Origin of the sequence: Rossellomorea sp. SC111 (genome assembly GCF_024733565.1) — a bacterium.
Taxonomy (GTDB): domain Bacteria; phylum Bacillota; class Bacilli; order Bacillales; family Bacillaceae_B; genus Rossellomorea.
In genome coordinates, this window is the sequence record NZ_JANIOC010000009.1 from 30,344 (window position 1) to 56,028 (window position 25,685).

Annotated in this window: 31 protein-coding genes; 12 read left to right on the forward strand and 19 right to left on the reverse strand. The window is 45.2% G+C overall.

Annotated elements, in window-relative coordinates; translation table 11 throughout:
* The first annotated feature begins 217 nt into the window (after window positions 1-217).
* From coxB to NQ095_RS12845, 5 genes are all read left to right on the forward strand, one after another.
* Window positions 218-1,207 (forward strand): cytochrome c oxidase subunit II, encoded by a 990-nt coding sequence (coxB, locus tag NQ095_RS12825; RefSeq protein WP_258263865.1) that lies wholly within the window; start codon window positions 218-220, stop codon window positions 1,205-1,207.
* A gap of 93 nt (window positions 1,208-1,300) precedes the next feature.
* On the forward strand, window positions 1,301-3,175 hold the full coding sequence (locus NQ095_RS12830; protein ID WP_258264049.1) for a cytochrome c oxidase subunit I: 1,875 nt from the start codon (window positions 1,301-1,303) through the stop codon (window positions 3,173-3,175).
* Complete coding sequence (locus NQ095_RS12835) at window positions 3,172-3,756, forward strand: cytochrome c oxidase subunit 3 (protein WP_258263866.1); 585 nt, start codon at window positions 3,172-3,174, stop codon at window positions 3,754-3,756. Before NQ095_RS12830 ends, NQ095_RS12835 begins: the two co-directional genes overlap by 4 nt.
* A 2-nt stretch (window positions 3,757-3,758) precedes the next feature.
* Window positions 3,759-4,025, forward strand: coding sequence for a hypothetical protein (locus tag NQ095_RS12840; RefSeq protein ID WP_258263867.1), 267 nt, complete (start codon window positions 3,759-3,761; stop codon window positions 4,023-4,025).
* Between the two features lie 176 nt (window positions 4,026-4,201).
* Window positions 4,202-4,438 (forward strand): hypothetical protein, encoded by a 237-nt coding sequence (locus NQ095_RS12845; RefSeq protein WP_258263868.1) that lies wholly within the window; start codon window positions 4,202-4,204, stop codon window positions 4,436-4,438.
* An 84-nt stretch (window positions 4,439-4,522) separates the two neighbouring features.
* On the opposite strand, the gene NQ095_RS12850 is transcribed toward NQ095_RS12845, so the two are convergent.
* On the reverse strand, window positions 4,523-4,819 hold the full coding sequence (locus NQ095_RS12850) for a general stress protein (RefSeq protein ID WP_309137641.1): 297 nt from the start codon (window positions 4,817-4,819) through the stop codon (window positions 4,523-4,525).
* 63 nt (window positions 4,820-4,882) lie between these two features.
* Entirely contained in the window at window positions 4,883-5,152 is a 270-nt protein-coding gene (locus NQ095_RS12855) for a KGG domain-containing protein (protein WP_483880575.1), read from the reverse strand.
* A gap of 211 nt (window positions 5,153-5,363) precedes the next feature.
* On the opposite strand from NQ095_RS12855, the gene NQ095_RS12860 reads away from it, so the two are divergent.
* The gene (locus NQ095_RS12860; protein WP_258263869.1) at window positions 5,364-6,557 is read left to right on the forward strand and encodes an MFS transporter; all 1,194 of its coding nucleotides are present in this window, start codon (window positions 5,364-5,366) and stop codon (window positions 6,555-6,557) included.
* Window positions 6,558-6,868: 311 nt separating this feature from the next.
* On the opposite strand, the gene NQ095_RS12865 is transcribed toward NQ095_RS12860, so the two are convergent.
* The 8 genes from NQ095_RS12865 to blaOXA all read right to left on the reverse strand — a co-directional run bounded on the left by NQ095_RS12865 (window position 6,869) and on the right by blaOXA (window position 10,748).
* Window positions 6,869-7,369, reverse strand: coding sequence for a hypothetical protein (locus NQ095_RS12865; protein WP_258263870.1), 501 nt, complete (start codon window positions 7,367-7,369; stop codon window positions 6,869-6,871).
* Window positions 7,366-7,656 (reverse strand): phosphatase, encoded by a 291-nt coding sequence (locus NQ095_RS12870; RefSeq protein ID WP_258263871.1) that lies wholly within the window; start codon window positions 7,654-7,656, stop codon window positions 7,366-7,368. Before NQ095_RS12870 ends, NQ095_RS12865 begins: the two co-directional genes overlap by 4 nt.
* Window positions 7,657-7,660: 4 nt before the next feature.
* Entirely contained in the window at window positions 7,661-7,840 is a 180-nt protein-coding gene (locus tag NQ095_RS12875) for a hypothetical protein (RefSeq protein ID WP_258263872.1), read from the reverse strand.
* Window positions 7,837-8,553 carry a DUF2711 domain-containing protein gene (locus NQ095_RS12880; RefSeq protein ID WP_258263873.1) on the reverse strand — a complete coding sequence of 239 codons (717 nt, stop codon included), beginning with the start codon at window positions 8,551-8,553 and terminating at the stop codon, window positions 7,837-7,839. Before NQ095_RS12880 ends, NQ095_RS12875 begins: the two co-directional genes overlap by 4 nt.
* 259 nt (window positions 8,554-8,812) lie before the next feature.
* On the reverse strand, window positions 8,813-9,073 hold the full coding sequence (locus NQ095_RS12885) for a hypothetical protein (protein ID WP_258263874.1): 261 nt from the start codon (window positions 9,071-9,073) through the stop codon (window positions 8,813-8,815).
* The gene (locus NQ095_RS12890) at window positions 9,070-9,510 is read right to left on the reverse strand and encodes a GNAT family N-acetyltransferase (protein ID WP_258263875.1); all 441 of its coding nucleotides are present in this window, start codon (window positions 9,508-9,510) and stop codon (window positions 9,070-9,072) included. Before NQ095_RS12890 ends, NQ095_RS12885 begins: the two co-directional genes overlap by 4 nt.
* A 12-nt stretch (window positions 9,511-9,522) precedes the next feature.
* A complete protein-coding gene (locus NQ095_RS12895) occupies window positions 9,523-9,735 on the reverse strand; it encodes a hypothetical protein (RefSeq protein WP_258263876.1) in 213 nt (70 codons plus the stop codon).
* Between the two features lie 230 nt (window positions 9,736-9,965).
* Window positions 9,966-10,748 (reverse strand): class D beta-lactamase, encoded by a 783-nt coding sequence (gene blaOXA, locus NQ095_RS12900; RefSeq protein WP_375162838.1) that lies wholly within the window; start codon window positions 10,746-10,748, stop codon window positions 9,966-9,968.
* 144 nt (window positions 10,749-10,892) lie between these two features.
* On the opposite strand from blaOXA, the gene NQ095_RS12905 reads away from it, so the two are divergent.
* A complete protein-coding gene (locus NQ095_RS12905; RefSeq protein WP_258263877.1) occupies window positions 10,893-12,263 on the forward strand; it encodes an aminotransferase-like domain-containing protein in 1,371 nt (456 codons plus the stop codon).
* 68 nt (window positions 12,264-12,331) lie between these two features.
* On the opposite strand, the gene NQ095_RS12910 is transcribed toward NQ095_RS12905, so the two are convergent.
* From NQ095_RS12910 to cidR, 3 genes are all read right to left on the reverse strand, one after another.
* Window positions 12,332-12,706, reverse strand: a complete 375-nt coding sequence (locus tag NQ095_RS12910; RefSeq protein WP_258263878.1) for a hypothetical protein — start codon at window positions 12,704-12,706, stop codon at window positions 12,332-12,334.
* On the reverse strand, window positions 12,703-13,239 hold the full coding sequence (locus tag NQ095_RS12915) for an acyl-CoA thioesterase (protein WP_258263879.1): 537 nt from the start codon (window positions 13,237-13,239) through the stop codon (window positions 12,703-12,705). The genes NQ095_RS12910 and NQ095_RS12915 overlap by 4 nt, the downstream gene beginning before the upstream one ends.
* Window positions 13,240-13,428: 189 nt before the next feature.
* Window positions 13,429-14,322 (reverse strand): cidABC operon transcriptional activator CidR, encoded by an 894-nt coding sequence (gene cidR, locus NQ095_RS12920; RefSeq protein ID WP_258263880.1) that lies wholly within the window; start codon window positions 14,320-14,322, stop codon window positions 13,429-13,431.
* A 57-nt stretch (window positions 14,323-14,379) separates the two neighbouring features.
* Here cidR and NQ095_RS12925 point away from each other — a divergent pair, with 57 nt between their 5' ends.
* Window positions 14,380-15,168 carry a class I SAM-dependent methyltransferase gene (locus NQ095_RS12925; RefSeq protein ID WP_258263881.1) on the forward strand — a complete coding sequence of 263 codons (789 nt, stop codon included), beginning with the start codon at window positions 14,380-14,382 and terminating at the stop codon, window positions 15,166-15,168.
* Between the two features lie 429 nt (window positions 15,169-15,597).
* Here the strand turns inward: NQ095_RS12925 and NQ095_RS12930 are convergent, their stop codons facing one another.
* Genes NQ095_RS12930 through NQ095_RS12940 form a run of 3 tightly spaced genes read right to left on the reverse strand, consistent with a single transcriptional unit; the run spans window position 15,598 to window position 16,967 of the window.
* Entirely contained in the window at window positions 15,598-16,470 is an 873-nt protein-coding gene (locus NQ095_RS12930) for a GNAT family N-acetyltransferase (protein ID WP_258263882.1), read from the reverse strand.
* Between the two features lie 6 nt (window positions 16,471-16,476).
* Window positions 16,477-16,773: an RNA polymerase alpha subunit C-terminal domain-containing protein gene (locus NQ095_RS12935; protein WP_258263883.1), complete on the reverse strand. Its 297-nt coding sequence runs from the start codon at window positions 16,771-16,773 to the stop codon at window positions 16,477-16,479.
* Window positions 16,770-16,967, reverse strand: a complete 198-nt coding sequence (locus NQ095_RS12940) for a hypothetical protein (protein WP_258263884.1) — start codon at window positions 16,965-16,967, stop codon at window positions 16,770-16,772. Before NQ095_RS12940 ends, NQ095_RS12935 begins: the two co-directional genes overlap by 4 nt.
* A gap of 96 nt (window positions 16,968-17,063) precedes the next feature.
* On the opposite strand from NQ095_RS12940, the gene NQ095_RS12945 reads away from it, so the two are divergent.
* Both NQ095_RS12945 and NQ095_RS12950 read left to right on the forward strand, forming a co-directional pair.
* Window positions 17,064-17,972, forward strand: a complete 909-nt coding sequence (locus tag NQ095_RS12945; protein WP_258263885.1) for a WD40/YVTN/BNR-like repeat-containing protein — start codon at window positions 17,064-17,066, stop codon at window positions 17,970-17,972.
* Window positions 17,959-18,807 (forward strand): hypothetical protein, encoded by an 849-nt coding sequence (locus NQ095_RS12950; protein WP_258263886.1) that lies wholly within the window; start codon window positions 17,959-17,961, stop codon window positions 18,805-18,807. Before NQ095_RS12945 ends, NQ095_RS12950 begins: the two co-directional genes overlap by 14 nt.
* 238 nt (window positions 18,808-19,045) lie before the next feature.
* Here the strand turns inward: NQ095_RS12950 and NQ095_RS12955 are convergent, their stop codons facing one another.
* The 3 genes from NQ095_RS12955 to NQ095_RS12965 all read right to left on the reverse strand — a co-directional run bounded on the left by NQ095_RS12955 (window position 19,046) and on the right by NQ095_RS12965 (window position 22,067).
* Window positions 19,046-19,591 carry a hypothetical protein gene (locus NQ095_RS12955; RefSeq protein WP_258263887.1) on the reverse strand — a complete coding sequence of 182 codons (546 nt, stop codon included), beginning with the start codon at window positions 19,589-19,591 and terminating at the stop codon, window positions 19,046-19,048.
* Between the two features lie 94 nt (window positions 19,592-19,685).
* Window positions 19,686-20,660 (reverse strand): class F sortase, encoded by a 975-nt coding sequence (locus NQ095_RS12960; protein ID WP_258263888.1) that lies wholly within the window; start codon window positions 20,658-20,660, stop codon window positions 19,686-19,688.
* A gap of 63 nt (window positions 20,661-20,723) precedes the next feature.
* On the reverse strand, window positions 20,724-22,067 hold the full coding sequence (locus NQ095_RS12965; RefSeq protein WP_258263889.1) for a copper amine oxidase: 1,344 nt from the start codon (window positions 22,065-22,067) through the stop codon (window positions 20,724-20,726).
* A gap of 503 nt (window positions 22,068-22,570) precedes the next feature.
* Between NQ095_RS12965 and NQ095_RS12970 the strand changes: the two genes are divergently transcribed.
* Window positions 22,571-23,599, forward strand: a complete 1,029-nt coding sequence (locus tag NQ095_RS12970; protein WP_258263890.1) for an ATP-grasp domain-containing protein — start codon at window positions 22,571-22,573, stop codon at window positions 23,597-23,599.
* The gene (locus tag NQ095_RS12975) at window positions 23,596-25,299 is read left to right on the forward strand and encodes a methyl-accepting chemotaxis protein (RefSeq protein WP_258263891.1); all 1,704 of its coding nucleotides are present in this window, start codon (window positions 23,596-23,598) and stop codon (window positions 25,297-25,299) included. The genes NQ095_RS12970 and NQ095_RS12975 overlap by 4 nt, the downstream gene beginning before the upstream one ends.
* Window positions 25,300-25,685 lie beyond the last annotated feature (386 nt).

Here is a 25,685-nt window from a genome sequence, read left to right on the forward strand (position 1 = left end):
AGATGATCTAAGAGGGCTTTGAATGCTGGTATATCCTTCGGTTATAGTGTTGGCCAATTAAAAGATTTTATTCCCTGTCATGATACAAACTCCTTCACCTTCACTATTTTCTAAATCTTTCGTTTAATCGATGGAATTTAGAGGTAGGGTATGTATGGAAAGGCTTACCGTCTTATGTCCAGGGACGGACCTTGCGAAATGATGAAAGGGGGATTCCATGAAGCGTCTTTGTTGCGGTATCTTGCTCACCGTATTGTTCCTCACCGGCTGCAGTTCCTTAAAAGTTCTCGACCCGAAAGGAACGGTGGCCGAACTTCAATTGAACTTATTCCAAATTTCCATTGCGATCATGTTGTTCGTCTTTTTTGTCGTGTTTTCCATGTTCGTGTACTTCACATGGAAGTATCGTGAAACACCGGAGCGCCGCCACGTCAATCCTTCATATGTGAAAGGGAATAGGAAGCTTGAAGTCACGTGGACCGTCATTCCGATTCTCTTATTGGTGATCCTCGCCGTCCCTACCTTAAAAGGAACCTTTTCCCTAGCCGAGTCGGATGAAACCAGTGAAAACCCTCTGACGATCGAGGTTACGGGACACCAATACTGGTGGGAGGTCCATTATCCCGATCAGGGCATTACCCTGACGAATGAAGCATACATACCAGTGGATCGGCCTGTCGTGTTCCGATTAAGGTCCGAAGATGTCATCCATTCCTTCTGGATGCCGCGGCTTGGTGGAAAAAAAGATCTCATACCAGGGAAGACGAATACCCTGACGTTGAATGCCTCAGAGGAAGGCGTCTACAAAGGACAATGTGCAGAGCTCTGCGGGGCTTCCCATTCCTATATGAGATTCCAGGTTCACGCAGTCGGGAAACAAAAGTTCAGTAAGTGGGCCGATCAAATGTCTCAGGAAAAGGAACCTGAAACCCTCGATCCGACAGCTGAAAAAGGAAAGAAACTATTTATCTCCAAGTGTTTAACCTGTCATGCCGTTTCGCCTGCGGAAAGGAGCAAAGGCCCGAACCTTGCCGGATTTGCCGATAAGGAGCGGATAGGCAATGTCCTTTTGAACACGGATGAAAATGTGGAGAAATGGATCAAGGATCCGTCCTCTTTCAAACCGGATATCAATATGCCTCCGTTTCCTGATCTGACAGAAGAAGACCTGGAAGCATTAAGTACGTATCTTTCACAATTAGAATAGGAGGTGGAGAATATGGATATCAAGTACACCCTTTTCGGACGGGAATTCGTATTCCCCTCTGATATCATTGCGGCAGACATCTCGATAATCCTGATGGCAGTGGCTGCACTGTTTTTATTGACACGTTATAAAAAGTGGAAGTGGGCCTGGGACTGGGCAACCTCCACTCACCATCATAAAGTCGGCATTTTATATCTTGCGGCAGGAGGGGCCTTCTTCCTTCGCGGTGGACTTGATGCCCTGATCATAAGGATTCAACTCGCACTCCCGGAGAATCAGTTCTGGGTCTTTCAAGGTGAAAAATATAACCAAATGATGACCACACACGGGACGACCATGATATTCTTCGTGGCGATGCCGTTATTGATCGGGCTGATGAATGTCGCCGTCCCCCTTCAAATCGGGGCAAGGGACTTGGCGTTTCCCCACCTCAACTTGCTGAGCTTTTGGCTGTTTCTTGTAGGAGGGGCATTGGTCAATATCAGCTTCGTGCTCGGTGGATCCCCTTCTGCAGGCTGGACGGGCTATGCCCCCTTAAGCCTTGATGTGTTTACCCCTGGACCCGGTCTCGACTATTATGCCATCGGAATCCAGATCGCCGGTGCCGGGACGATCATGTCCGCCATTAACTTCCTGGTGACGATCATACGGAAACGGGCTCCAGGGCTCACTTTTATGAGAATGCCGTTATTCACGTGGTCCGCTTTTGTTACATCCATCCTGATCTTATTCGCTTTTCCCGCCCTGACCGTCGCCCTGTTACTCATGACGATGGACCGGGTGTATGGGACAGCTTTTCTGACGGGGACAGAGGGAAATCCCATCATATGGCAGCATTTATTCTGGATCTTCGGTCACCCGGAAGTATACATTTTGATACTACCTGCGTTCGGCATCTTCTCCGATGTGATCACCACCTTCTCAAGACGTAATCTGTTTGCCTATCCTGCCATGGTCTTTGCCCTCGTCCTGATTGGGTTTCTCGGGTTCATGGTATGGATCCATCACATGTTCACCGTAGGGCTCGGGCCGATATCGAACGCCATATTTGCCCTTTCCACCATGTCCATTGCAGTTCCGACGGGCATTAAGATATTCAACTGGCTCTTCACACTCCGGGGAGGGGTCATCAGGTTTAAGACCGCCATGTTGTTTTCACTGGCGTTCATCCCTACCTTCCTCATCGGTGGAGCCACCGGTGTCATGCTTTCATCGGCACCTGCCGATTATCAGTATCACGACAGTTATTTCGTCGTCGGTCACTTTCACTATGTAATCGTCGGCGGGACCGTCCTCGGTATCTTTGCTGGAGTGTATTATTGGTGGCCGAAAATGTTCGGCTTCCTTCTCAATGAAGCATTGGGAAAATGGCATTTCTGGTTATTCACCATCGGTTTTCATGTTACCTTCTTCCCGATGCATCTCATGGGATTGAACGGGATGCCCCGCCGCGTGTTTACCTATTTAAAAAGCGACGGTCTAGGAACATTGAATCTGATCAGTACCATCGGAGCCTTCCTCATGGCTCTCGCCGTGATGATCTTTCTTTGGAACATTTTCTGGAGTTACCGGAATGAAAAGCGTGACCTCACCGGTGATCCGTGGGAGGGACGGACCCTTGAATGGTCGATCCCGTCCCCGCCGCCTCTGGGCAATTTCATCCAGCGACCCCTCGTCACCACGATCGACCAGCTTTGGTATGAGAAGCAGGAAGGGGATGGAACCATTCGAACGGCAGAGGAAGAAGACCTTATTTACGTATCAAACCCTACAGCACAGCCGCTGATGCTCGCAGGTGCCCTTTTTGTCTCTTCCTTTGGCTTCATCTTTGGTTTTCCTCCACTGCAATGGTTAGGTTTTGCCAGTGTAATCGGAATGCTGACGCTGCGCTCCTTCACTGCCGGACGTACTTGGACACCTTATACGCCAGATGAACTGCGGGAAGAAAGGAGGAAAGGGTCCCAATGAATCAACACACTTTCGAATTCGAACAAGAGCAGGACAAGAAGCTCGCCATGTGGTTCTTTATCGCCGCGGAGGTTGTCATCTTCGCTTCCCTTTTCGGGGTATTTCTCACGCTTAAATCCCATGTATCCGATGGTCCTTCCAGCGACCAGATGCTTGAGTTGAAAAGTGTCATGATCTCGACGGTCCTTCTCCTCTCAAGCAGCTTCACGATTTATGCCTGTGTCAGGTGGAGTGGAAAGGGAGAAACCAGGAAGACTTTCCTTCTATTACTCTTGACTCTTTTACTTGGCAGCGTCTTTTTGATGATGGAATCAAGGGAGTTCATCCACTACTATGAAAAAGGATTTGAACTGGGTACAAGTCCATTCTTGTCCTCCTTTTATCTGTTGGTCGGGACCCATGGCATGCATGTCCTGGCAGGCGTCATCTGGATGGGGATCCTGCTCATACATTTTAGGGTGAAAGGGGTTTGCCGGGAAACCTCATCGAGACTTTCGGTGTTTTCCCTTTACTGGCACTTCGTCGATCTCGTATGGGTCTTGATCTTCACCCTCGTCTATCTGTTTGGAAAGGTGGGATAAGTGTGAAAAAAACTGCGTTCATCTTCCTTTATATCATGGTGATCGGTTCAGCCATCGGGGGGTACGCACTCGTTGAATATAGCAAGGAACAACTTGACCGTTCAACGCTTCTCCTCCTGCTCTTAATCCTTGCCTTTTTATCCATCAGCCTGCAAATGACGGTATTGATGAAAACGGAAGCACCCCTGACCAAATGGAAATGGCTTTCTTTATCCAGCGGTCTGCTGATCGGGGGACTGACTTTTCTTTATTTATTTCTTCTAAAATAAGTTGAAAAGGGAGCTGGCATGCTCCCTTTTCCATTTTAACCACACATTTCTTTACCTTACGCTATAAACCTGTATGCAAAACACGACTTTTCTCCCTTATCCCCCTCTCTTATTTATGTTAAAATAAGCCAAAATCAGACAAATAGTCTTCCCTTTATTGAAAGGAGATGTAGATAATGTCAGAAAATAATGAGCTGTACACCATTTTAAGGACACTTGAAACCTATTCCCAATGTGACATCACCCATTCATTTTCTGAACATGATACTGACCTCTTGAAGGTTTCCTATTCCCATGAATCCAAAGTGTTTGTCATCACACAACATGACACAGTGGAAACCTATCAGGATATACTTTCCGCTTTAGCCAGGTTAGAATCACTCATAAATGATTTAAAAAGCCTTACCCGTTAAAAAAAGCATGCAATGCCACAAAAAAAAGACCCGTCGCCGCTATCGATCGACAGGTCTTCTTTCGTTTCCGGAAACCATCCGGTGCTAGTTATTGTTGTTTGAATTGTTTGAGCGGCTGGAGTTGCTTGAATTGCTGGAATTACTAGAGTTGCTTGAGTTACTGGACTGACTCCCGCCCTTCGCTCCGATTTCCTGATAAAATTTCTTATCGTGATTATCTGAAGTGGCTTCTCCACCTTTTTCACCGATCTCCTGGTAGAATTCCTTATCATGATTCTTCGCTGTTTGTTCCCCGCCTTTACGGCCGGCTTCTTCGTAGCTCATTTTGTTGTTATTGTTACCACTATTTTTATTATTGTTATTATTGTTGTTGTTTGACATAAATAAAATCCTCCTTAAGTTTAGTAAAGTTGGTTTTAAACGAAATCATCAAGGCCGTGGATTTTAGTTTTTGTTGCTGTTTGAATTCGAGCTGTTTGAGTTACCTGAGTTATTGTTGCTTGAGTTGCTGGACTGGCTTCCGCCTTTTGCTCCGATTTCCTGATAAAATTTCTTATCATGATTATCTGAAGTGGCTTCTCCACCTTTTTCACCAATCTCTTGGTAGAATTCTTTGTCATGATTCTTAGCTGTTTGTTCGCCGCCTTTGCGACCAGCTTCCTCGTAACTCATTTTGTTGCCGTTGTTGTTGCTATTGTTGTTACTGTTAGACATAAAGCAAATCCTCCTTAAGTTTAGTAAAATGGTGTTGTACGATTGTACATTGGTTATATACCTCGTGTTCGGAAAGATAAACGATTTTGGGGGTTTTTAACATTTTTGTAATTTAATTTATACTTTTAGGTGGGTAGTGCCTTTTAATAGAAGTACTCTCAACGTAGGTGTATGATGAAGTTACACGAATTGTACGAAGGAGTCTTGCAATATGGAATACATCAAGCGGGGAACATCAGCTTTCAAGCATGCCAACCTGGCTTTGTTTGCGGGAGGCTTCAGCACCTTCGCGATCCTGTGGGGAACGCAGCCCCTGCTTCCGGAAATCGCCCGGGAGTTTCATGTCTCCCCCGCCACATCGAGTCTCAGTCAATCGTCCACCACCATTGCCCTGGCGATCAGTCTGTTGATTGCGGGATCGTTATCGGATGTGTACGGTCGGAAATCCGTCATGACCTTCTCGTTACTGGCCTCTTCCATCCTTGCCATCTGTACGGGATTTGCATCGGGCTTCCACATGCTCGTGGCCGGCCGGATCCTGCAGGGGATAACGCTTGCAGGACTGCCCGCCGTCGCCATGGCGTATTTGGGTGAAGAAATCGAAGCGAAGAGCCTTGGGATGGCAATGGGATTATACATAAGCGGGAACTCCATCGGAGGGATGTCGGGACGGATCATAAGTGGCGTCCTGACCGATTATTTCAGCTGGCATATTGCACTGATGGGAATCGGCGTCATCAGTTTATTATCGAGCATTATCTTCATGGTCCTGCTTCCTAGGTCCGCCCATTTTGAACCTCAGAACTTTAAGCTCATATCACTGGCGGGATCCCTGTTCAGTCAGTTCAAGGTTCCGGGACTCACACTCCTCTTCACGATCGGCTTTCTCTTGATGGGCGGTTTCGTTTCCCTCTATAATTACATCGGATTCGAGCTGATCGCACCGCCCTACTCCCTCAGCCAGACCGTCGTCGGCTTCATCTTCATCGTCTACATCGTCGGCACCTTCAGCTCGACGTGGATGGGAATGCTCTCCGATCAATATGGAAAAAAGAAAATCCTGCCTTTGTCGCTTATCATCATGTTAGCAGGCGTCGTGACAACTCTGCATCCGAACCTTTGGGTGAAAATCATCGGGATCGCCGTCTTCACATACGGATTCTTCGCCGGCCACTCCATCGCCAGCAGCTGGGTCGGACGATTAGCACTCCATGATAAAGCACAGGCCTCTGCCCTCTACCTTTCTGCTTATTACGCGGGATCAAGCGTTGGTGGTACCGTCAGTGGAAGCTTTTATCATCAGTTCGATTGGCAGGGCGTGGTGTGGATGATCGTTGTCCTGTCCGTTGTGTCAATCGGGATATCATTGCGGTTGGGGAAAAGGGACGCTGCTCGGGCCATATAAAAAAAATGAGGACTTTTCGTGAAGTCCTCTTTCTTTGATCGTACCTGGGTTTTACTCATGTAACATGAGTAATATAATGCGCATGTATGTTACTAATGGATCTTTTGCAGTCACCCGAGAGTGATTCTTAACGTCTCCCGCTACTTTATGAGCCTGTTTTAGATGTATGGTCTGGTTCTCTTCTTTATGGGCAGGTTTATTGATACATGAACTCGAATTCTGAGATATGATCCCCTTTAGAATTATATGAACCGTCTGTCGAAAAACCTCCGTTGTACAGGCACACTTGATTTTATCTGGCACATGCATGATCAAAAATCGACCTCTACCGCATCACGATACGTCATGCCCAAATATTCATACTCAATTAACACTCGATGTACTTTCTCATCATGAAACACGTTGACAGCGTAGATCATATCTTCCTTTGTAGCTGTTCCATCATCCAGACTAGCCAATTGCTCCGCATTAGTGGGACCGGCTTTAATCTTAACGTCCCCTACATTTTCGAAGCTGATTCCTACCGGCAGCTGATCATCGGGTCCATCGGTAACCGTATATCCTCTCAGCAGGTTACTCACCTGCATCTTCACTCCACTCGGTGTTTCACCATTATTGACTGTGACCCCCGTCACTTTCGCATCTTCCCACCCATGATTGGTCACTTCCACAAGGACCGACGTCCCTGTCGTATTACTAGCAACGACACCAACCTCCATGGGAGGATGCATCCTAAGCCAGACATAGCACCCACCAACCACTGCCACTGCCACCATTAAAATCAGAACCGCCACCCACCAACGCTTCTTCATCCGCCTATCTCCTTATGCTGCTTATCGCTTTCTGCCATATTCGTTCGGAATTCCAATACTATCAACACAATGCCCGTGCCTCCTGCTATCACCGCCAACACTAGTGGCAAGGTCCCAACCTCCCTCAACGCAGTTCCGAATACACCGTACCGAGAGTCCCATCCGAGACCGCCATCTTCCGTCAGCATGCCAGAATAAACGGCTGCCGCTATAAGCGTCGCCCCGTAAAGAATCGCACTGACCACCAAACATGTTAACCCAATCCAGAATCGTTTTATCTCAAACACCCCCCTATCTTCCAAAGAACTCCGGCAATTGCACCCCAAGATCGAATAAAGCGCTCGTCACAAGGAGGATGAGCACCGGGATTACGCAAAGTATGAGAATCCATGTCCAGGTTTTGTTGAACGATTCCTGGCGTTTTTTCTTTCTATACAGTTCTTGAATCCGTTTCTGTTCTTCGCTCGTCATATGCCCGCACCATTCTTGATACTCCAATAGATTTCTGTCTTGTCATTACAAAAAAACCCCTCCAGATTAGCTGATTCAACGATCCGGTTTAAGGTTTCCCTTTCTCCGCATAACATGGAAAAATGACTGTCCCAATGAGTGGTAACAAGGATTTTCTGATCGTGTGTGAAGAGGTTTCGTCGTTCCCGATGCAGAATGGTCCCATCATCGTTTATTACATCGTCCATATACTCAAGCTTTCTTTCTGTACAAAATTCATCTCCGCACCATATCCAGTCATAGCCCTCTTTTTGAATCGCCCGCAATAAATCATCCATGACGAGGTCGGGGAAAAGCCCCTCGGAAGGAAACACAATCTTATTCTTCTCGCATATATCGATGATACGATTGGCCCATGTTCTATTTTCATACGCCTTGTTAAGTCCAAGAATGATACTTCTAAGCCCTATATCCAACTCTGCTATATTCGTTAATCCCGAAAGGATCAGAAACTCCTGCCACGTGACTTTTTCACAAGTATTCACAATTTCCCGTTTCCCGGGATAGGTATCCGGACAAAACAGCTCAAAGTCTGTGCTAAGAGGTTTAATAAATGGATGGAAAAAGATGAAGACATCTTGAAATACTTCTCTATAGAACTCTTTAATCGGCATGTCAGCATCTGCACAAACCGCATATACATGGGGTGCCGGCAATACTTTCACTTCAGACATGCACTCCCCCCTCCCAAGTTGTTTTCCTTTAAGATATTCGTCAGCCCCTGATGATAATCCTGTTTTTTCCATTGAACTCATTTGTTCCTTCTAGTGAAAGGCAAATGTACCTAGGTTTGATTTTAGCAGTATCTCTTTGATCATAAAAAAAACGACCCCTCATTCAGATCGTTTCAGAGAAAATCATTTTTTACATGGGACGCTTCCCTAAAAGTAAAGAAGCAGCCAGTAATTCCTGATTACTTCCCTCCTGCATGAATTAGAATCCCGACCCCATCAACCCAGCTATAAATAACCCGATCACAAGGATAAACCCAACCGGAAGCACCACCAGAATCACAGCCGATGCCTTCCTCCAGAATCCCGGTGCACTATACCAGGATGCACAAACAGCACCGATATATCCGATTGCGATGATCCACAACCAGAGATGACCGATCTGTTTCCCGACAAGAGCCTGTAAAATCAGAAATGTGACAATTAGAATACTAATCGATAGAAGACCAAAGTATTTACTCATGTCCTTCTCCACTCATACAGAATATCCGTCAGATTTTCCTCATTTTCACGCCCCCTGCCGATCACCACAAACCCGTTCTTTTCATAAAATCTCTGCGCGTTCTCATTCACTTCAAATGTATATAGGGTCAAGCGACCGCCAGACTTCGCCTTCGCTTTATCCAATAGCATCTGACCAATCCCGAATCCTTGATAATCAACGTGAATATAAAGCTGACTGATTTCCGAATCATTATATGCCGCCATCCCGACGACTTTTCCATTTATGAGAGCCAAATCCACTTGGAACTGCCGAGGCAGGATTTCAGTTAAAAAATAAAGATGACTTTCCACACTGTGTTTTTCTTTTTGCCCAATGGCCCGCTCCTTACTTTCCCGCCACATGGCCACCGTTTCCTCGGCATACTGCGGGTCGAGTGGAATGATGTCTGCTTTCATCCATGTTCCTCCTCAAGAATCTTTCGTGTATTGAAAGGCAAGGGTTGATAAAATAAATGACAAAGCGATGAGTATTGGTATTACAACCAGCAACCCTACTAAATCGGTCTTATAATTCCACGGCACGAATGCCTCCCATAAAAAAGCCGTCCCTTTCCATAACACGATGAAGATGAACAGCGTGAAGACAAGGTAAATCAGCCATCCCACCAAGCTTTTCATCATGTGTCCACCTCATTTTTTCTCTTTTAAAATCGTAAAAATCAAAAAGGAGATTAAGACCAAAAAGACAATCCCGACCCCTCTCAGGATGTCGTAGATGCCGCTCACAAGATAGATCATATAAATCGAATCCCCCACTCCTTTTTTCTAATTATTTCAAAAAGTGGAATCTTTCTCAATCCTTTTTTCAGACGTAAATAGAAAGCTTACCCGCCTTGGGTAAGCTCTCTCCTTTATTCTTTCGGGATGATACTCAATTTCTTCAGTACCTCCAACGTCAAGTTCTTCGCTTCTGTCCCGCTTCCATCCAGATTGACGGCGAATATCCACTCTCCCTTGTCGGTCTCCACATAACCTGTGTACCAGCCGAGGCCGTAGTCTGATAGCCGGGTGCCGGTTTTGCCGTGGATGGTATAGTCATCCTGCTCGTCATTGATCATGATCCGTTTCACCGTTCTCATGTGCTGTTTGTCATAGGGGAGGCTCTCTTCCACAAGATCTTCGAAAAAGTTGGTTTGCTCCCGGGCCGATATTTTCAGACTGCTGTCGAGCCAGAAAGAGTCGATGCCACCTGAGATGTCGGTATTCCCGTAATCCAGCAGATCCAAATTCTCTTGCATTCTCTCTTCCCCGATATCACGTGCCATATCCTGATAATACCAAATGACGGAGTATCTCATGCCGGATGCAAGCGTGTGATCTCTGTTCCAATCAGGAAACTCCCTCATTACTCCGTCCCATCGTTTCACCTCATATTCATCCCTGACAGCACCCGTCGATAATCCAATCAAGGCGTGGGGGACTTTGTACGTCGATTCAGGTGTATACCGCCGCTCACTCCTAACCTTGTTGTAAACGAATTCCTTTTCTGTCTTCACGTTGCGGATGATGATCGTCGCGTCCTTTCCGTTCATCATGTCCGTGATTTCAGATTTGATACTGTTCTTGGCGTCCGCATACGTTCCTCCCATGACGACCAGGGCAATACTCAATACTAGTGCAGCCATTCGTTTCACATCATTCAACTCCCATGTATATTTACTAGAATGACAGGCAAATGGTCCATGCCAATCTTTCTTAATTTTTAGTATACTGACAGAAAAGGTTTTGCCCAATGCCGTTTTTCATAGACTGTACCCCTACAGATGGGAGGAAAAAGAGTGCCCCATGCCAAATTTGAAGAAATCATCCGTCACATAGAAGAACTGGCCGAGTCGGGTAATCTTAAGCCCGGAAGCCGCCTGCCATCAATCAGAATCCTCGCCAACGAATTCTCCTGCAGCTTGAACACCGTCATCAAAGCGTACAAGGAATTGGAATTCAGCCATAAGATTTATGCAGTGAGTAAAAGCGGGTATTATTTAGTGGAAGACTTTCCTTATAAAAGACAAGCCGGTTCTCGAGTAACCGTCTATGACTTCTTATCCGCCGGCCCCGATAAACACGCTATGCCCTACCTCGACTACAAGCACTGCATGAACCTGGCCATCGACCGGTACAAAGAAGATATGTTCACTTATTCCGACCTTCTCGGACTACCCTCACTGCGTGAAGAACTCGCCCGGCATCTGCGGGATCTCCAGGTGTTTACAGATCCTTCTCGCATTGCCGTCACGACCGGATCCCAACAAGCCCTCCATCTCTTGATACGGCAACCGTTCCCGAATGGCAAACAAACCATCCTGACCGAGCAGCCGGCTCATCCCAGTTTCATAGAATCAGTGAAGAACCAGCCCTGTCTCGGGATTGACATCGGGAGGGACGGACCTGACCTGGAGCGGCTTGAGTCCATTTTTCAAAAAGAAGACATTAAATTCTTCTACGCTGTTTCCCGTTTTCATAACCCCACCGGGCACAGTTACACGAATGAAGGAAGAAGGAAAATCGTCGAACTTGCTCAAAGGTATGATGTGTATATCGTGGAAGACGACTACATGGGAGATCTTGATCCCGACCTGAAGCAGGATCCCATGTTTGCGTATCAACCGAATGGAAGGGTCATTTATACGAAGAGCTTTTCTAAAACCCTATTGCCGGGCTTACGTCTCGGGCTTGCCGTCCTTCCCCCTGAGTTGATCGAGGGATTTACACGTGCCAAGTTTGCCGCAGACGTCCATACACCGGTCATCACACAGGGAGCCCTGGAAATCTATTTGAAAAACGGGATGTTTGATGCCCATATTGAAAAGACCCGGAAGCTGTATCGGAAAAAGGGTGATCTGCTTCGCGTGGCGTATCGTGCTTTTATGCCGGAGGGAACGTTTTATACTTGTCCCACATCAGGATTCTACTCAACGGTCAGACTGCCTTCTCCATTAAAAGCTGATGGATTGATTCTGCGGTTAAAAGAGAGAAACGTCTTGGCGCAGAGCACGGAATCCATGTATCTGGAGGATTTCATGAGACATGACGAGCTCCGTCTCAGTGTCTCCCATGTGGAGAATCGCATGATTGGAGAAGGGATTGAGCTGATGGCAGAAACCATTCAGGACATGGTGAAAGAAAGGAAAAAAGGGGTGATTTGGAGTTAGCCATTTGAAGAGGTGTCGCCCATACTATAAAAAGCCGGAAGACTCCCCTCTTCCGGCTTCACTCTCCATTACTTTATAATTGTCGACCCCTGCAGCAGTTCCGGCTTCGCGCCAAGGATCAATAAGAATAATTTCGAGTCACTGATTTGTCTATGCTTTTTCATGATGTCTTTCAGCTGGGCCATATTTGGATGATTTTTCAGCTTCCGGACCTCGTCCTGATAGAGTGAGAGGATCGAGTCGCGGACAAACTGCGGTTCGTAATCCGGCAGCTCTTTGTCACGGAGTAAGGACCCCATGTAGCCGTACTTCAGCTGTAGTTGTCGCGTCAAACTCGTGACGTGGACTAGCTGTTCATTCAGTTCGGGGTAATCCTGCTTCAGTGCTTCTACATCTTTTTTTGCTTCGTGCAGTTCGTTCATTCCTGCTACCATCATGCTCATGATGCCTCCCCTCCCAAGTTCCAAGGTTTTTCGAGTCCGATGATGTCATTCAGGATCTTGCTCTGCTTGCGGCGGATCCTTCTTCTTTCCGCACGCTCTTTTCCTGATTCGAACAAGAATTTCTCTTCTTCTGTTTCCGGTACGATTTCCGGTACCTTGACGGGATTTTTATTTTCATCAAGTGCGACAAAGGTTAGGAAAGCGGTCGCGGCCATTCGTCTTTCTCCTGTGATCATGTCTTCGGCAATCACTTTGCAGAAGATTTCCATCGATTTATTCCCGACATAAGAGACGAAAGATTCGACGCAAACGGAATCGCTCTGATGGATCGGATAAAGGAAGTCGATGGAATCTGTTGACGCTGTCACACATTCCTTCACCCGTGCATGACGTCTAGCGGATAGCGTCGCATTATTATCAAGCTTCTTCATTAAAACCCCGCCGAACAGGGTATTGTAATTGTTTAAATCATTGATCATGACCTGGTCCGTGCTGACGACCAGACTCTCTTTCGGATGTTTCTTGTTTGGCATGGAGAACAAGTCCCTTCTGTTTGTGTACTGGTATTTCAAACGTTTGATACCTAAAGTGTACGCCCCGAATCAGGATAAGTGAAATGAATGTTCCTCATCATTACCATAGATACTATCTATGCAACGGCTTACAATTGAATGGTATCAATCCCTAGTTTTCCTAAATCGGGGCAAAAAAAAGAGCATTTCTCAGTCGGAAATGCTCCCCATTAATCGTTCCTGGGTAAAGGTGAGCCACTCTTTTGTGGCATACGATAAATATTGATTTTTTCTCCAAATGATGGCGAGGTCCCATTCGATGACGGGTTTTACGACACGAATCGCAACCAAATCTTCCTTCAACTGTTCATAGACGCTGTAAGGCAGGATCGAAATCCCAAGTTTGGCCTCGATCATCTTCCCGATAAAGTCCCATTGTGAGCTTTCAGACACCACTTTCGGAAGAAATCCAGCTTCTTTACACGCCTCACGGATCCGATCATTCAGGGCAAAATCCTTGTTAAAAAGGATAAGCTGCTCGTCCTCAAGCTCCATTAATTTAACTTGTTTCCTGCCAGCTAATCGGTGAGTCTTTGGAACAACCATTCTCAATTCTTCCCTCATAAATGAAAAATGATGAAAATCCTCTTCAGCAGCAGGCAGTACCCCGACACCGACATCCAATTGATCGGCAAGGATATCTTCTTCAATCCGCTTCGTCCCGTTCTCGATCAGCTGGAACGTGATGCCCGGATAGAGCGCATGGAACTCCCCAAGCACCTTGATGAATTGACCCGCATCCATGATCGGCGGAAGTCCGATACGGATATGTCCCCGCTGCAGGCCAATCAGGTCATCAAGCTCATGTTGGACGTTCTCGAACGCCTTATCGATCGTCTGAGCCTGCGTCAAAATCGCCCTTCCCGCATCCGTCAGCACGAGCTGCTTCCGGGAACGATCGAACAGTTCCACTCCCAGCTCATCCTCTAAGTTTCGGATCATCTTACTGATCGTCGGCTGTGTCACAAACAAATGATCCGCCGCACGGGTAAAACTTTTGAATTTCGTTACTTCTATAAAATATTTTAAATGTCTGATGTCCACTTGATCACCTTCTTTTACAATGTCCATTCCTTTATAATAATATCAAACTCATTCTAAATGTTAAGGACGGCGAATCAATTGAGAACCAAACCAACGTATCAAACCTGGATTCGAGTGAATAAACTTCTTATTTTCCTGGGGATTTCCCTTCTTTTTCTGATGATCACATTCTTCCCCATCTCCATTTACCTGCGCATCCTGTCAGGTATGCTTGCATTGCCGTTTCTCTATATCGTCTTTATCCTATCTTACTCTATCTTTCAATTTGCAGGATTCGGCGGAAACTATCAGTCGAAGATTCATGATGTGATTGTCTCAAGAATGGATGTTGAAAGTGGAAAAATCCTCGATATTGGTACAGGGAGTGGTTCTCTGATCATCAAAATCGCTAAGAGGTTTCCCCATTCATCGTTAATCGGAATCGATTATTGGGGAGAGAACTGGGAATATTCAAAAGCTCAATGCGAAGAAAACGCTGAAATCGAAGGGGTTTCAGATCGGATTCAATTTTTGAAAGCAAGTGCCTCGAAGCTCCCATTCCGGGACGCGGAATTCGATGTTGTTGTCAGCTGCCTCACGTTTCATGAAGTGAAAGATTCCCGTAACAAAACGGACGTTATCAGGGAAGCTTTCAGAGTGTTAAAGCCCGGTGGCACGTTTGTCTTTATGGATCTTTTCCTGGATGAGGCTATGTTTGGGGAGCGTACAGAGTTGGTAGCCGACCTGACTGATACAGTTGAACTGAAACAGGAGAAACTAACCGATGTTTTGAACTTACCCAAACTTCTGCTGAACAAAAAAGTACTGGGGAATGCAATGGTGTTCCATGGAAAGAAGACGAAATAAAAAAGCTTCGAGGCGTTCTTAAACCGCTCCGTTTTGAAGTGATTTTATAAAAAATGTAGTAGCATCATTATAGGATTACAACAAGGAGAACTCACCTTAGTACATTTGCGAGTTTCTTTAATACTTGTGATACGTTTCATCGTAATCTATTGAATAGAAGAACCAGCCAACGTAAAATAAGCGGAGTTTTTCCGGTTACATTCAGAATGGAGCTTGTTTTTGGGGTAAATAAGGGAAGGTATTCCGCTTACGGACAGAAAAATCACCTATTTTCGTAATTTTAATCTTAATAGGCGGAATCTTTCCCTCTATTTCATCCTTTTTCATCTAGTAATGACTAATTAAGCGGAATAATTCCGTCTATTTATTATAATAACAAAGCATCCGTCTCGAAGCTTTTCCCTTAACGAAATTCAATGTTCCCATTCACTACTCTTTATTCCAAACATACCTCTTCCCGACCAGTTCAAAACCGGCCGATTCATATAGTCGATTCGGTGCAGGGAATTTCTCCGGCATGCCTGTATAAACAGTTGCCTGTTTGGCGCCAAGTTCTTTCGCGGCATGGAGTACTTGTCGTAACAGGGCTTTGCTGAACCCTTTCCCCCTGTATTCAGGAAAACAGGACACCGCCTCAATCGTCACCAGCTCATTCCTTTCATCATATCTCCCACTGCATAACGCGACCACCTTGTCATCAGGACCCGTCACGACCAAATCCAACTCTTTTCTGTAAGTGGATGTTTCATAGAAACGATCAAACATCGTCTGATTGAACAATAGACCATAGCATAGCTTATAAGCTTGAAATACTTCTTCCTGCTCTTTTAGATCAGGGACGGACCTTACCTCGCACCCTTCAGGAAGCCTGCCTCCTTCCACCGGCTGTGTAAGATCGAAATCCCTTCTTACCCAGTATTCCGCTGACTTGAGAAATCCCCTGTTTGACAGGACTTTTTCCAAATCCTTATCACCGTCATACACTTCCCATTCCATCCCTGGGAAACACCTTTCTGCCACCTCCACCATTTCCTCAAAAAGGAATCGGTGATCTCCCGCGGCACAAAATGCCCCCTCTTCAAGAAGTCCGACCAGACGATCACCATTAAACCAAAGATGCACATTCTCCAATACTTCATCTAGCCTCTTGACCCGCTCATCCAATCCACATGAAAGGGCAGTTTGAAATTCAAATAGTGTGAGATTATGATCAAATCTCGTATGCCCGAACTCTTTTTCCAGGAATATTCGAATTTCGTCATAGTCGTGTATACCTTCGTACTGTCTATGTATGACGGCCATCTTCTCTTACCCCTCTTCTTTAAACGACAAGCCCTTCTCCCCAAGGGCATTTCGAAGCTTAGGGATCGACGAAGGGCCCATCCCATGAAAAGCAAGAAGCTCCTTCTCACTGAATCCTGCCAGCTCTTCAAGCTTCGTGATCCCGTTATTCTCCAACGCTCTTCTTGCCGGGCTTGCAAGAATCGACAGAAATCCGGTGTCGGGTTTCCTTTCTTTTTCACATTCTGGACAGGTCGGACAATCACTGTTTTTCACATAGGTATGGCCATAGTCGCACATCTTTACGTTTTCCTTAGAATTCATAACACTTCCCCCCCCCTTTCCTTGTTCCTTCTTCTCCACATCCACGAAGCCACAAGAAGAACCATCCCAACACACGTCGCAATCAGATTGTACCCAAAAAGGTCTCCTGTTTTTATATAAACAATCGCAAGCGTCCCACCAAAGATGTTCATGATGGAAAACGATAAGCGAATAAGGTACGCATTTATTTTCATATCATCCCTCCTCCTTCCATTATTCCAAAATATGTTATCTCGTTCAATCTTTTCTCTATGATAAAATAGAAAATATAACCAAAGGAGTCTGGTAATGTGAAATACATCATGATCGGGACCGCTTGTCTGATGGTCATCGGGATCATCGCAGGCACGTATTTTTTTGAAAAAGAGCCAAACATAAGCCAACCGGCGACGCCGGAACTAACTGATCCCGGTCCTCCTCCGCTTCAAGCGTTGAATGAGGCTGCCCCTGTCGGATATTCGCTTCAAGAGGATCAGCTGCAGATCACCTACAACCATGGAGAGAAGTGGATTCAAGTTCCCGTGGAAAAAGAGAATCTATTCCAAGGGGAGTATTCCGGGAGTGAGGACGAGCTGATAGAGGAAAGTTATATTCTGACAGAAGATCTTGCTGCCTTCTTATATGCCCGTGACTATTCCGTCGATAAAAGCGTCCGATTGCTTTTTTCAAAGGACAAAGGGGAGACTTGGGAAGATGCCCAGGTCACAGCTTCTTCTCCGCCCATCCGTTTCAGGAAGGTCGGCTTTCTCAATGAGTCCTTCGGCTATGTGATTCTTTCAGCCGACCGGACGATGTCACAGGAATTGACAACTGTTTATTTGACGAAAGACGGAGGGGAATCGTGGCAGGAGACGGCAAGCCCCGACACCATGCGCCTCATAGATGACGGGGGATTTGTTGATGAAGACACAGGCTTTCTGTCGTTCGGGATCCTCAACCCGGAAGAACCGGATCTTCATCTCACACATGACGGGGGAAATTCGTGGAACAAAGCAGCGATGGAAATCCCGGATCAATATAAAAGGATCTTTGTCATGGCAGAGGTCCCCTTCAAAGAAGGTGATCACCTGGCCGCCTACGTCAATCAGGGTCCGAACGGTGATTATAAAGGCGGAAAAATAAAAGGGAAATTCATCTCAGAAGATCAGGGACGGACCTGGTCATTCCAAGAGGAGGTACAGCCAGATGAAACCGACTAAAAAAAGAATTGGGCGTCTACTATTCATCTTATCCATCATCCTGTTCATCTTCCAGATGGGATACCTGTTCCTGAACGACACATATAACTTGGAATATATCGATAATCGTCTATTCTATGTAGTCAATACCCTCATTGTGGCGGGCATGGCTGCTTCTATCTTCCTCCTCTTTATCATTCCGAAGACGTGGAAGATCATCTCCTCCGTGACAGCGGTTATTCTCATCCTCCTTCAAGGGGGCCTCATTCTGAACCATGGTCAGCAGACCAAACAGATTGTAAGCTTTTCACCCGATATGAAAAATCAGTTCGTCTTAAAAGAAGACAGAAAAACGGGTGAGGCCGTCTATTATAGAACTTATTACCGGTTCTTCGCCAGACCGAAAGAAGTCCTTCCCTACGAAACACAAGGGAAATTCAAGTTAAAATGGCTTGAAAATGACATTGCGACGTTGACCTACCGTGCATCTGACAACAGTATTCACCAGTACATAGGTACATATGGCGCCAGGGACTCAGGTATTTCGTATACTTATGTCGGACCGACGATTCAAGGCCAGTGGAAAGGAAACGATGCCAGGATTGACTGCACACCGAAGGGCATCTCCATTGACTACAACGGAAAATCCGGCCAGTACTACGATTGGGACAACGTCGTCCAATTCGGCACCATTGCCATCGTCCTGATGAGAGACGGTGAGGCGGAATGGACAATCGGATTGAATGAACATTTTCAAAGTCACTCGAATGACCCAAAGCCTCCCTCTGGGGAGATTACGTTGTATCGGGCGAGTATGGATCGTGTTGAGCCGGTCAGGCTTACATTCATAGAATAGCAAGAATCCGGGATTGATTGCTGATCCCGGATTTCCTTTTTTAATAGTGGTCGTTCGTCGAGTATTGAAAATGGATTATGTATGTTGGAATATATGGTCTGATTTCAGATCATTTTCTGGAATCTGGCTCATCCAGGGAGTCAAGACCCAATTTGGGGTTTCCGACTCTTATAACGTTATCTCGTCTCTATAATCAAGAAGCCTCTTAAACAGAATAACCTTTCAAATAGCGACCGCCTCATGAGTCCCTCTCTACCGCTGCCCAATCGATCAATAAATCCACAATAACCTTCACAAGCATCCCCACCACAATAAGAGCCAGATAGGATTTCAAGTAGTTCCAGTCATATAGAACATAGAAATGAAAATGGACAAAAATCGGCACCCCTACAAACGCAATAATGGCCATAATGATGGCATTCGCAATCAAATAAGGTTTCCACCCACTATATTTCTGATATAACAGCGTATGAATTACCGGAATGGTCAGGAAGTCAACGGCATTCATGACCCTGAACGCTGTGATGAATTGATGTGGATAGCTCCACCAATGATAGTAATAGCCGAGTTCATTGATGAATCCCACAAGGATGAAACTTATGAGAAAAGCGATGATGACCTGCAAGGGACGCTTACGATCCAACAGTTTGATCAATACCATAAGAAAGAGAATGTTTACGATGACAATGACCCACCAGTGGAGACTGAACAGGTCCTCACTCAGCCAATAGTTGGTTTCCAGTTTACTGGCTTCGTGATTAAGCCTCTGTATTTCTTCGAACATAAAAAAACACCTCCTTAAAGGAAGTATTTCCTTGTTTCAGCCATTCATTCGAAGGAAGAGACCCTCCATCATCAGAAGGGTCTCATGCAAAGTCTTATTTAACTTCCACTTTTTCAGAGGGAGCAGATTCTTGATCCTCTATATTCACGGTTGTGACGTAATAAGTGTCCCCTTTTCCAGACTCTTTGTCAAAGAAGCTCTTCCGTTCGTGGGCAGAGATACTTGCGATATGGTTGAATTCTTTTTCGTCCGCGGTCTTTTTATAAACTCTGTATCCCATGACTGTATCACTCTGCACCGAATGCCATGAAACCGAGCCTGTGTCCACCTGAACAGCCGTTGGAGATTCTGGCACTTTTACTTCATTGACGTTCGTTTCTGAGATAAGTTCCGTATACACGACCAGCCGGTCCGGATAAAGATGCTTGTCATGATTAAACGTACCTGTGCATGTAATGACATTCAGGTTCCGGTTATCCGATGGTCCGAAAATCTTCTCGATCGGCGCTTCGTCACTCGGATAGCTTTCCTTTGATTTCACCTCAAACGTTCGCTTCATTCCTTGTTCATCTGTGACGATGACCTCTTCCCCTATTTCGATGTTCTTCAGATAGAAGAAGATGGCCGGTCCTTTTTTACTGTCGACATGACCTGCAAGGACGGCATTCCCCTTGGCTCCGACCTTTACACCACGGTCGTACCAGCCGACGACATCCGTTTCTTCGGGCACTTCCATTTCCCCGTTCTCAAGCAGTCCGACTGGGATGACGTTCGTATCAATGTCCATGCTCGGAATCTGGACACGGGAAGGCGTAATTCCTTCTTCTTGAACCTTTACCTGCTCTTCAAGCTCTGTTTTCTTCTTCTTTAAAGAGTCAAGAAGAACAAATTCTTCTTCCTTATGGGCGGTACCCACCCCGCTTTTTGCTTTTTCTTTTTTCACTGTTGGTTTCTCGACGGATTGGGCGGTCCGGGTTTCTTTCTCAGTTCCATTCTTGGCAATGGCCTGAAAGCCGACTGCCCCGATCATCAGGACTGCAATTACTATGATAAGCATTCGTTTCTTCATCGTGTTCCCTCCACTTAAGAGAAGAGAGAAGAGCAGAATCCCGCTCTTCTCATGGCTCTATGATTATTGTTGATTTGCAAACTTCTTCTTGATGATAATTCCGCCTGCCATCATTGCTACTGCTACAAATGTGATCCATGCAGCCATTGGCATGCCTTCTTCAGCTGCTCCACCCATTCCTGTGTTTGGCATTTGTTCAGGCATGTCACTTGATGCAAACTTTTCAGGATTTTGCTTCACAATCGCATCTCCAAGTGCTTTCCCTACACCGAACATGAACGCATATCCTTCACGGAATGTATCTGTGCTTGCTTTATAGTCTTCTGCTACATATGAGTCAAACGCTTTCACGACTTGATCTTCATGTGTTTTAAGAGAAGAGATGGCCGCGTCTTTCGGAAGGTTTCCTTCTGTTGCCGTTGCAAGGAATGTACCGAATTCTTCTGTGAACATACCCAGGCTGTCTTTCGCTGCCTTCACGCCTTCTTCGTCACCTGCTAATGTCGCGCTCACAAGATCTGCCTGGGCATTAATGTGCTCACTTGTCCATAATTTCTTGAATTGTGCCGCGCCTTCTTCACCATAAATGGATCCGATCGCTTTCGTCCAGGCTTCTGTGTTCATGTCTTCTGCCCAAGTCGCTGTATCATAATCAGGCGCTTCGTTGACACCCTTTTGCATGCTCATCGCTGCCAGTGCAAAGTGTTCTGCAGCCAGATTATTTAATGTAGAGCGTAATTCCGCTGCCGGTGCATCTACTTTCGTGTTATTGAATTTATCCGGCATCTGCGTCACGATCGCTCCGGATAAAGCTTTCGAGATATCGAACATTCTGTCGTACCCTTCTTTGAAGTTCGTTTGATATCCTTTATAGTCTTCTTCTACATAGCTGTCAAACGCTTCGATGACATCCATTTCATGTGCTGTTAATACTTCTTTCGCTGCCGCTTCCGGGAGATTTCCTTCTGTTGCTGTTGAAAGGAAGCTTGAGAATTCGTTGACGAAATCTTTCACTTCGGCTTCAGCAGCTTTTCTCATTTCCGCGTCGTCTGATTTGGCAGCTTCAACGAAATCCGGTGAATATTCATTATGTCCGGCAAAGATCTCTTCGAATTTCTGAGCTCCTTCTTTCCCGTAAATCGATTCGATCGCCGGTGTCATATCCAGTGCATTTTGATTAAGTGCTTCATATGCTTCTTTCTCATCCGGTGCATCCTTGTAATCTTTTACCATGGCGTTGACCGCTAATACATAGTGTTCAGATAGTAATTGATCCAACGTGGAACGAAGGTCGGAAGCCGGCGTCACCGCTGTCGGTGTTTCTGCCGCGAAACTTACCGTTGGAGCTAGTAGAGATAATCCTAACATCGGTGCTGCGATTTTCTTAAGTAATTTTGTTTTTTTCATTTTTTAAACTCTCCTTTTTCGTTTTGTTTTTTGTGTTCTGGTAAGATAACGCAGCGTATTTTGATATGGATCACTTTTTTTCAAAAAAACTTTTCACCGGTATGTATTGTAGAATACGGGAGTTTACTTTTTAAAAGAAAAACCTCGAATTTCAGGCAATTCATAAAAAAACCAAGCACGCAATTAAGAACAAAAATCCTCTTATTCCCAATATAATTGGTTGTCATATCCACTTTACTTCATGAGCCACCTACCCCATGAATAAAGAACTTTCCTGCTACCGCACCGCTCAACCCGTTCTCAATAACATGTCTTCATTACTGGAATTTTCGGAATACGGTAATCGTTATTAACATACCAACCTTAAGACCGATAACTACTATATAAAATAGGAGGTGTTTTTTATTATTATTTTAGAAAACCAAATTGTTTCACCTTTATTATTAAAAACCGCGATTGATTTAAAGCTCCCAATCTACTACGATACGGACGGGCGACATCCGGTGATTCGTGATGAGGATAAGGTGCTGACCAATTCTGAAAGTTGCTTGACCGTTTTGGAAAATGAAGCCCCCTCTCATCCTTTCACCACCGCATCCAAGCTGGTGAAGAACAAGGCTGGTTTCCGCCAATTCTTATCTAGTGTATATCCAGACTATTACTTCCGCCTCGTCTCTCTTGAAGACTTACTTCAGTTGAACAAGGAAGAAATCCCTTTCCCGGTCGTCATTAAACCGAATAAGGGATACTCGAGTATCGGTGTCTATATAATCGAAACCGAACAAGAGTGGGACCAAGCAGTGGAAAGCTTATATGCAGACCTGCTACTCACGAAAAATACATATTCAAACACAGTTGTTAACGGAGAAGAAATCATCATTGAAGAATGGATCGATGGAGATGAGTATGCCGTGGATTGTTATGTCACTCCTTCCGGTAAACCAGTGGTCCTGAATATTCTCAAAAGGAACTTCATGAATAACCGGGACACATCAGACAGGATTTACTTTACGTCGAAACAAGTGATCAACGAGATTCAGGAAGAAATTGAAACCTTCCTCCATATGCTAAATGAGCGAATGGACATAAAGAACTTCCCCTTCCACCTTGAGGTGAGAAAAAGCCGAAATGGGATCAGGGCCATTGAACTTAACCCCCTTCGCTTTGCTGGAGCAGGAACCACCGATTTAAGCTATCATGCTTATGGTGTCAATGGAGCACAGTATTATTTCCAGGAGAAAGAACCGGAGTGGGAACAAATTAAAGCACAGAAAGGTAATGAAGTCTACGGCTTCTTCTGTGCAGAGATTCCTTTACATATCAGTAAGCATTTCGTAGAATCCATCGATCATGAAGGACTCATGAACAAATTCAGCCAAGTCCTTGAATACCGGGCGATTCAGGCATCCAATGACCGTACATTTGCCGTGATATTCTTCCAGACATCCGATATGGATGAATTGCAAGCGTTACTGCATCTGGATTTATCCACATTCATCAGGTTAAAACAAACAGAGGAGACGGCCGTATGATGAAGAATTTATTCAATCCGAAAAAATCAATTCAAGCGCAATTATTTTTAAGCTTTATCATTCCTTTTTTTATTTTAGGCGCACTTATCTTTTTATTTATCCGATTCTTGACTGGGTACATTTTTGAAGAGCATGTATTGCCACAATTTGATCAGCTGTTGACGATAAATGGAGAAGATTTAGCTAGATCAATCGATGAAACAGTCGTGAATGATATCATCCAAAATGAGGAAAAAAGTAACGGGGCCGTCGGAAATGAGTTAGACCAGTTTATTGAAGGGAAAGAAGGCATCGAGTATGTGTATGTCCTCACACAAAAGAACGGGAAGGATTACATCGTAGGACTGAACGACAGCCCTGACACAATGGTCGAATCCCCCTTCACAGATGATCAGGCAAAAGCGTTCACCAACCGAGAGCCGGTCCTTTCATCGATTTATTCGGATGAGTGGGGAACTCACAAATCATATTTCGTCCCACTTGAAGGAACGAATGCCATTGTTGGAATCGACATGAGTGCTCAATTTATTACAGACTTAAAACGGAAGATTACAATATTCCAATCCATTTTCATCGGGGTTGCCGTACTCCTCGGCGCAATCTTATCGTACATCATCGGCAGACGCATGAAGAAGAACATTGAACAGCTTCTCTCTTCTATGGACATGGTCACCAATGGAGACTTAACAGAAAGCATCACCATTGATCGTGCAGACGAAATCGGCACACTGGCCCTTCGTTATGAAGAAATGAGAGCGAGCCTGAAACAGGTGATCCACCATGTTCAAGACAATGCCAATCAGATCAATGATACAAGTGCCGTCCTCCTGACAGCCTTTGATGAATTGTCAGACGGTTCCAATCAAATTGCCATTGGAACAAGCGAAGAAGCCAATGCCAGTGAAAGCCGTTCTGTCCATATTGATCAAATATCTAATGGAACGACTCTTATGTCCGACAAAATCACCAGCGTAGCTAACCAAACAAAACAAATCGACCAATTCACACGAAACACCGGTCAAATTGCCAAAGAAGGCACTGGAAAAATCAATAAAATCCAAGACCAAATGAACAAAATCAGATCCAACGGGGAAATCAATTCTACTAAATTAACTCAACTTGACGGAAAGATTTCTCAAATCAACCGGGACATCGATCTCATTAAAGATGTAGCAGATCAAACAAATCTGCTTTCCCTCAATGCTTCTATAGAAGCGGCACGTGCAGGAGAAGCTGGAAAAGGATTCTCCATCGTCGCCCAAGAAGTACAGAAATTGGCGAGCCTAACCGACGAAAATGTCAAAACCATCAATGCTGTACTGAAAGACATCACGGACCAGACTAATGAAATGTTGCACGCTAATAAAGAAATCAACACAGATATAAAAGATGGCGCCGACCTTGTGTCAACAAGCGGTGAACTGTTCCACCAGATTTTCCAAGCCGTTGATTCCCTGACTAATCAGGTAGCTGCCATGGTAGAAGATGTGGCAGACATACAAGGCACATCCCAACGGACAGTCGAATCCATCCATGAAGTAGCCGCCATTTCCGAAGAAGGTGTCGCCACCATCCAGGAAATCTCAGCTGCCTCTCAACAACAGCACACCACCGTCAGCATGTTACGAAATCAAAATCAAGAACTGAAAGAAATGGCAGACTCCTTAAAGAAACTTGTAGAGAATTACAAACTATCATAATGAAAATAGGAAGCTCCCGGCAGACTTGTTTCTGCCGGGAGCTTTTGCATTACTTGCCTGCTGATATACATCTTGAGCTTCTCTTAGGCTTTGTGGTGTATTTTGCTATTCGGGATCATTTCTTCACGATGAGGATTATATTTTGCTATTCGGGATCATTTCTTCTGATTCCGGATCATATATGGCTATTCGGGATCATATTGCGTTTTCCCAGATCATTTCTTCAAATTCCAAATCATATTTACAGAAGGGAGATCAAAAGTCTCTCACACTCCGATGAAGTATTTGTTTTAATTCGTCTTCCATGGCACTATTTCAGAAAAAAGGAGGATTATATCATATAATGGCGAATTAACTTTAAGAATAACCAGCCATAAGGAGTGATA

Coding starts and splice junctions, on each gene's coding strand:
- NQ095_RS12910 (WP_258263878.1), bottom strand. CDS start 12,706: ATGAGCATGATGGTAGCAGGAATGAACGAACTGCACGAAGCAAAAAAA.
- NQ095_RS12925 (WP_258263881.1), top strand. CDS start 14,380: ATGTTAAGGACGGCGAATCAATTGAGAACCAAACCAACGTATCAAACC.
- NQ095_RS12940 (WP_258263884.1), bottom strand. CDS start 16,967: ATGAAAATAAATGCGTACCTTATTCGCTTATCGTTTTCCATCATGAAC.
- NQ095_RS12830 (WP_258264049.1), top strand. CDS start 1,301: ATGGCAGTGGCTGCACTGTTTTTATTGACACGTTATAAAAAGTGGAAG.
- NQ095_RS12960 (WP_258263888.1), bottom strand. CDS start 20,660: ATGAAGAAACGAATGCTTATCATAGTAATTGCAGTCCTGATGATCGGG.
- NQ095_RS12865 (WP_258263870.1), bottom strand. CDS start 7,369: ATGAAGAAGCGTTGGTGGGTGGCGGTTCTGATTTTAATGGTGGCAGTG.
- NQ095_RS12950 (WP_258263886.1), top strand. CDS start 17,959: ATGAAACCGACTAAAAAAAGAATTGGGCGTCTACTATTCATCTTATCC.
- NQ095_RS12845 (WP_258263868.1), top strand. CDS start 4,202: ATGTCAGAAAATAATGAGCTGTACACCATTTTAAGGACACTTGAAACC.
- NQ095_RS12895 (WP_258263876.1), bottom strand. CDS start 9,735: ATGATGAAAAGCTTGGTGGGATGGCTGATTTACCTTGTCTTCACGCTG.
- NQ095_RS12965 (WP_258263889.1), bottom strand. CDS start 22,067: ATGAAAAAAACAAAATTACTTAAGAAAATCGCAGCACCGATGTTAGGA.
- NQ095_RS12890 (WP_258263875.1), bottom strand. CDS start 9,510: ATGAAAGCAGACATCATTCCACTCGACCCGCAGTATGCCGAGGAAACG.
- NQ095_RS12975 (WP_258263891.1), top strand. CDS start 23,596: ATGATGAAGAATTTATTCAATCCGAAAAAATCAATTCAAGCGCAATTA.
- NQ095_RS12880 (WP_258263873.1), bottom strand. CDS start 8,553: ATGTCTGAAGTGAAAGTATTGCCGGCACCCCATGTATATGCGGTTTGT.
- NQ095_RS12855 (WP_483880575.1), bottom strand. CDS start 5,152: ATGTCTAACAGTAACAACAATAGCAACAACAACGGCAACAAAATGAGT.
- NQ095_RS12930 (WP_258263882.1), bottom strand. CDS start 16,470: ATGGCCGTCATACATAGACAGTACGAAGGTATACACGACTATGACGAA.
- NQ095_RS12835 (WP_258263866.1), top strand. CDS start 3,172: ATGAATCAACACACTTTCGAATTCGAACAAGAGCAGGACAAGAAGCTC.
- NQ095_RS12860 (WP_258263869.1), top strand. CDS start 5,364: ATGGAATACATCAAGCGGGGAACATCAGCTTTCAAGCATGCCAACCTG.
- coxB (WP_258263865.1), top strand. CDS start 218: ATGAAGCGTCTTTGTTGCGGTATCTTGCTCACCGTATTGTTCCTCACC.
- NQ095_RS12935 (WP_258263883.1), bottom strand. CDS start 16,773: ATGAATTCTAAGGAAAACGTAAAGATGTGCGACTATGGCCATACCTAT.
- NQ095_RS12955 (WP_258263887.1), bottom strand. CDS start 19,591: ATGTTCGAAGAAATACAGAGGCTTAATCACGAAGCCAGTAAACTGGAA.
- NQ095_RS12915 (WP_258263879.1), bottom strand. CDS start 13,239: ATGCCAAACAAGAAACATCCGAAAGAGAGTCTGGTCGTCAGCACGGAC.
- NQ095_RS12875 (WP_258263872.1), bottom strand. CDS start 7,840: ATGACGAGCGAAGAACAGAAACGGATTCAAGAACTGTATAGAAAGAAA.
- NQ095_RS12850 (WP_309137641.1), bottom strand. CDS start 4,819: ATGTCAAACAACAACAATAATAACAATAATAAAAATAGTGGTAACAAT.
- NQ095_RS12885 (WP_258263874.1), bottom strand. CDS start 9,073: ATGAGTAAATACTTTGGTCTTCTATCGATTAGTATTCTAATTGTCACA.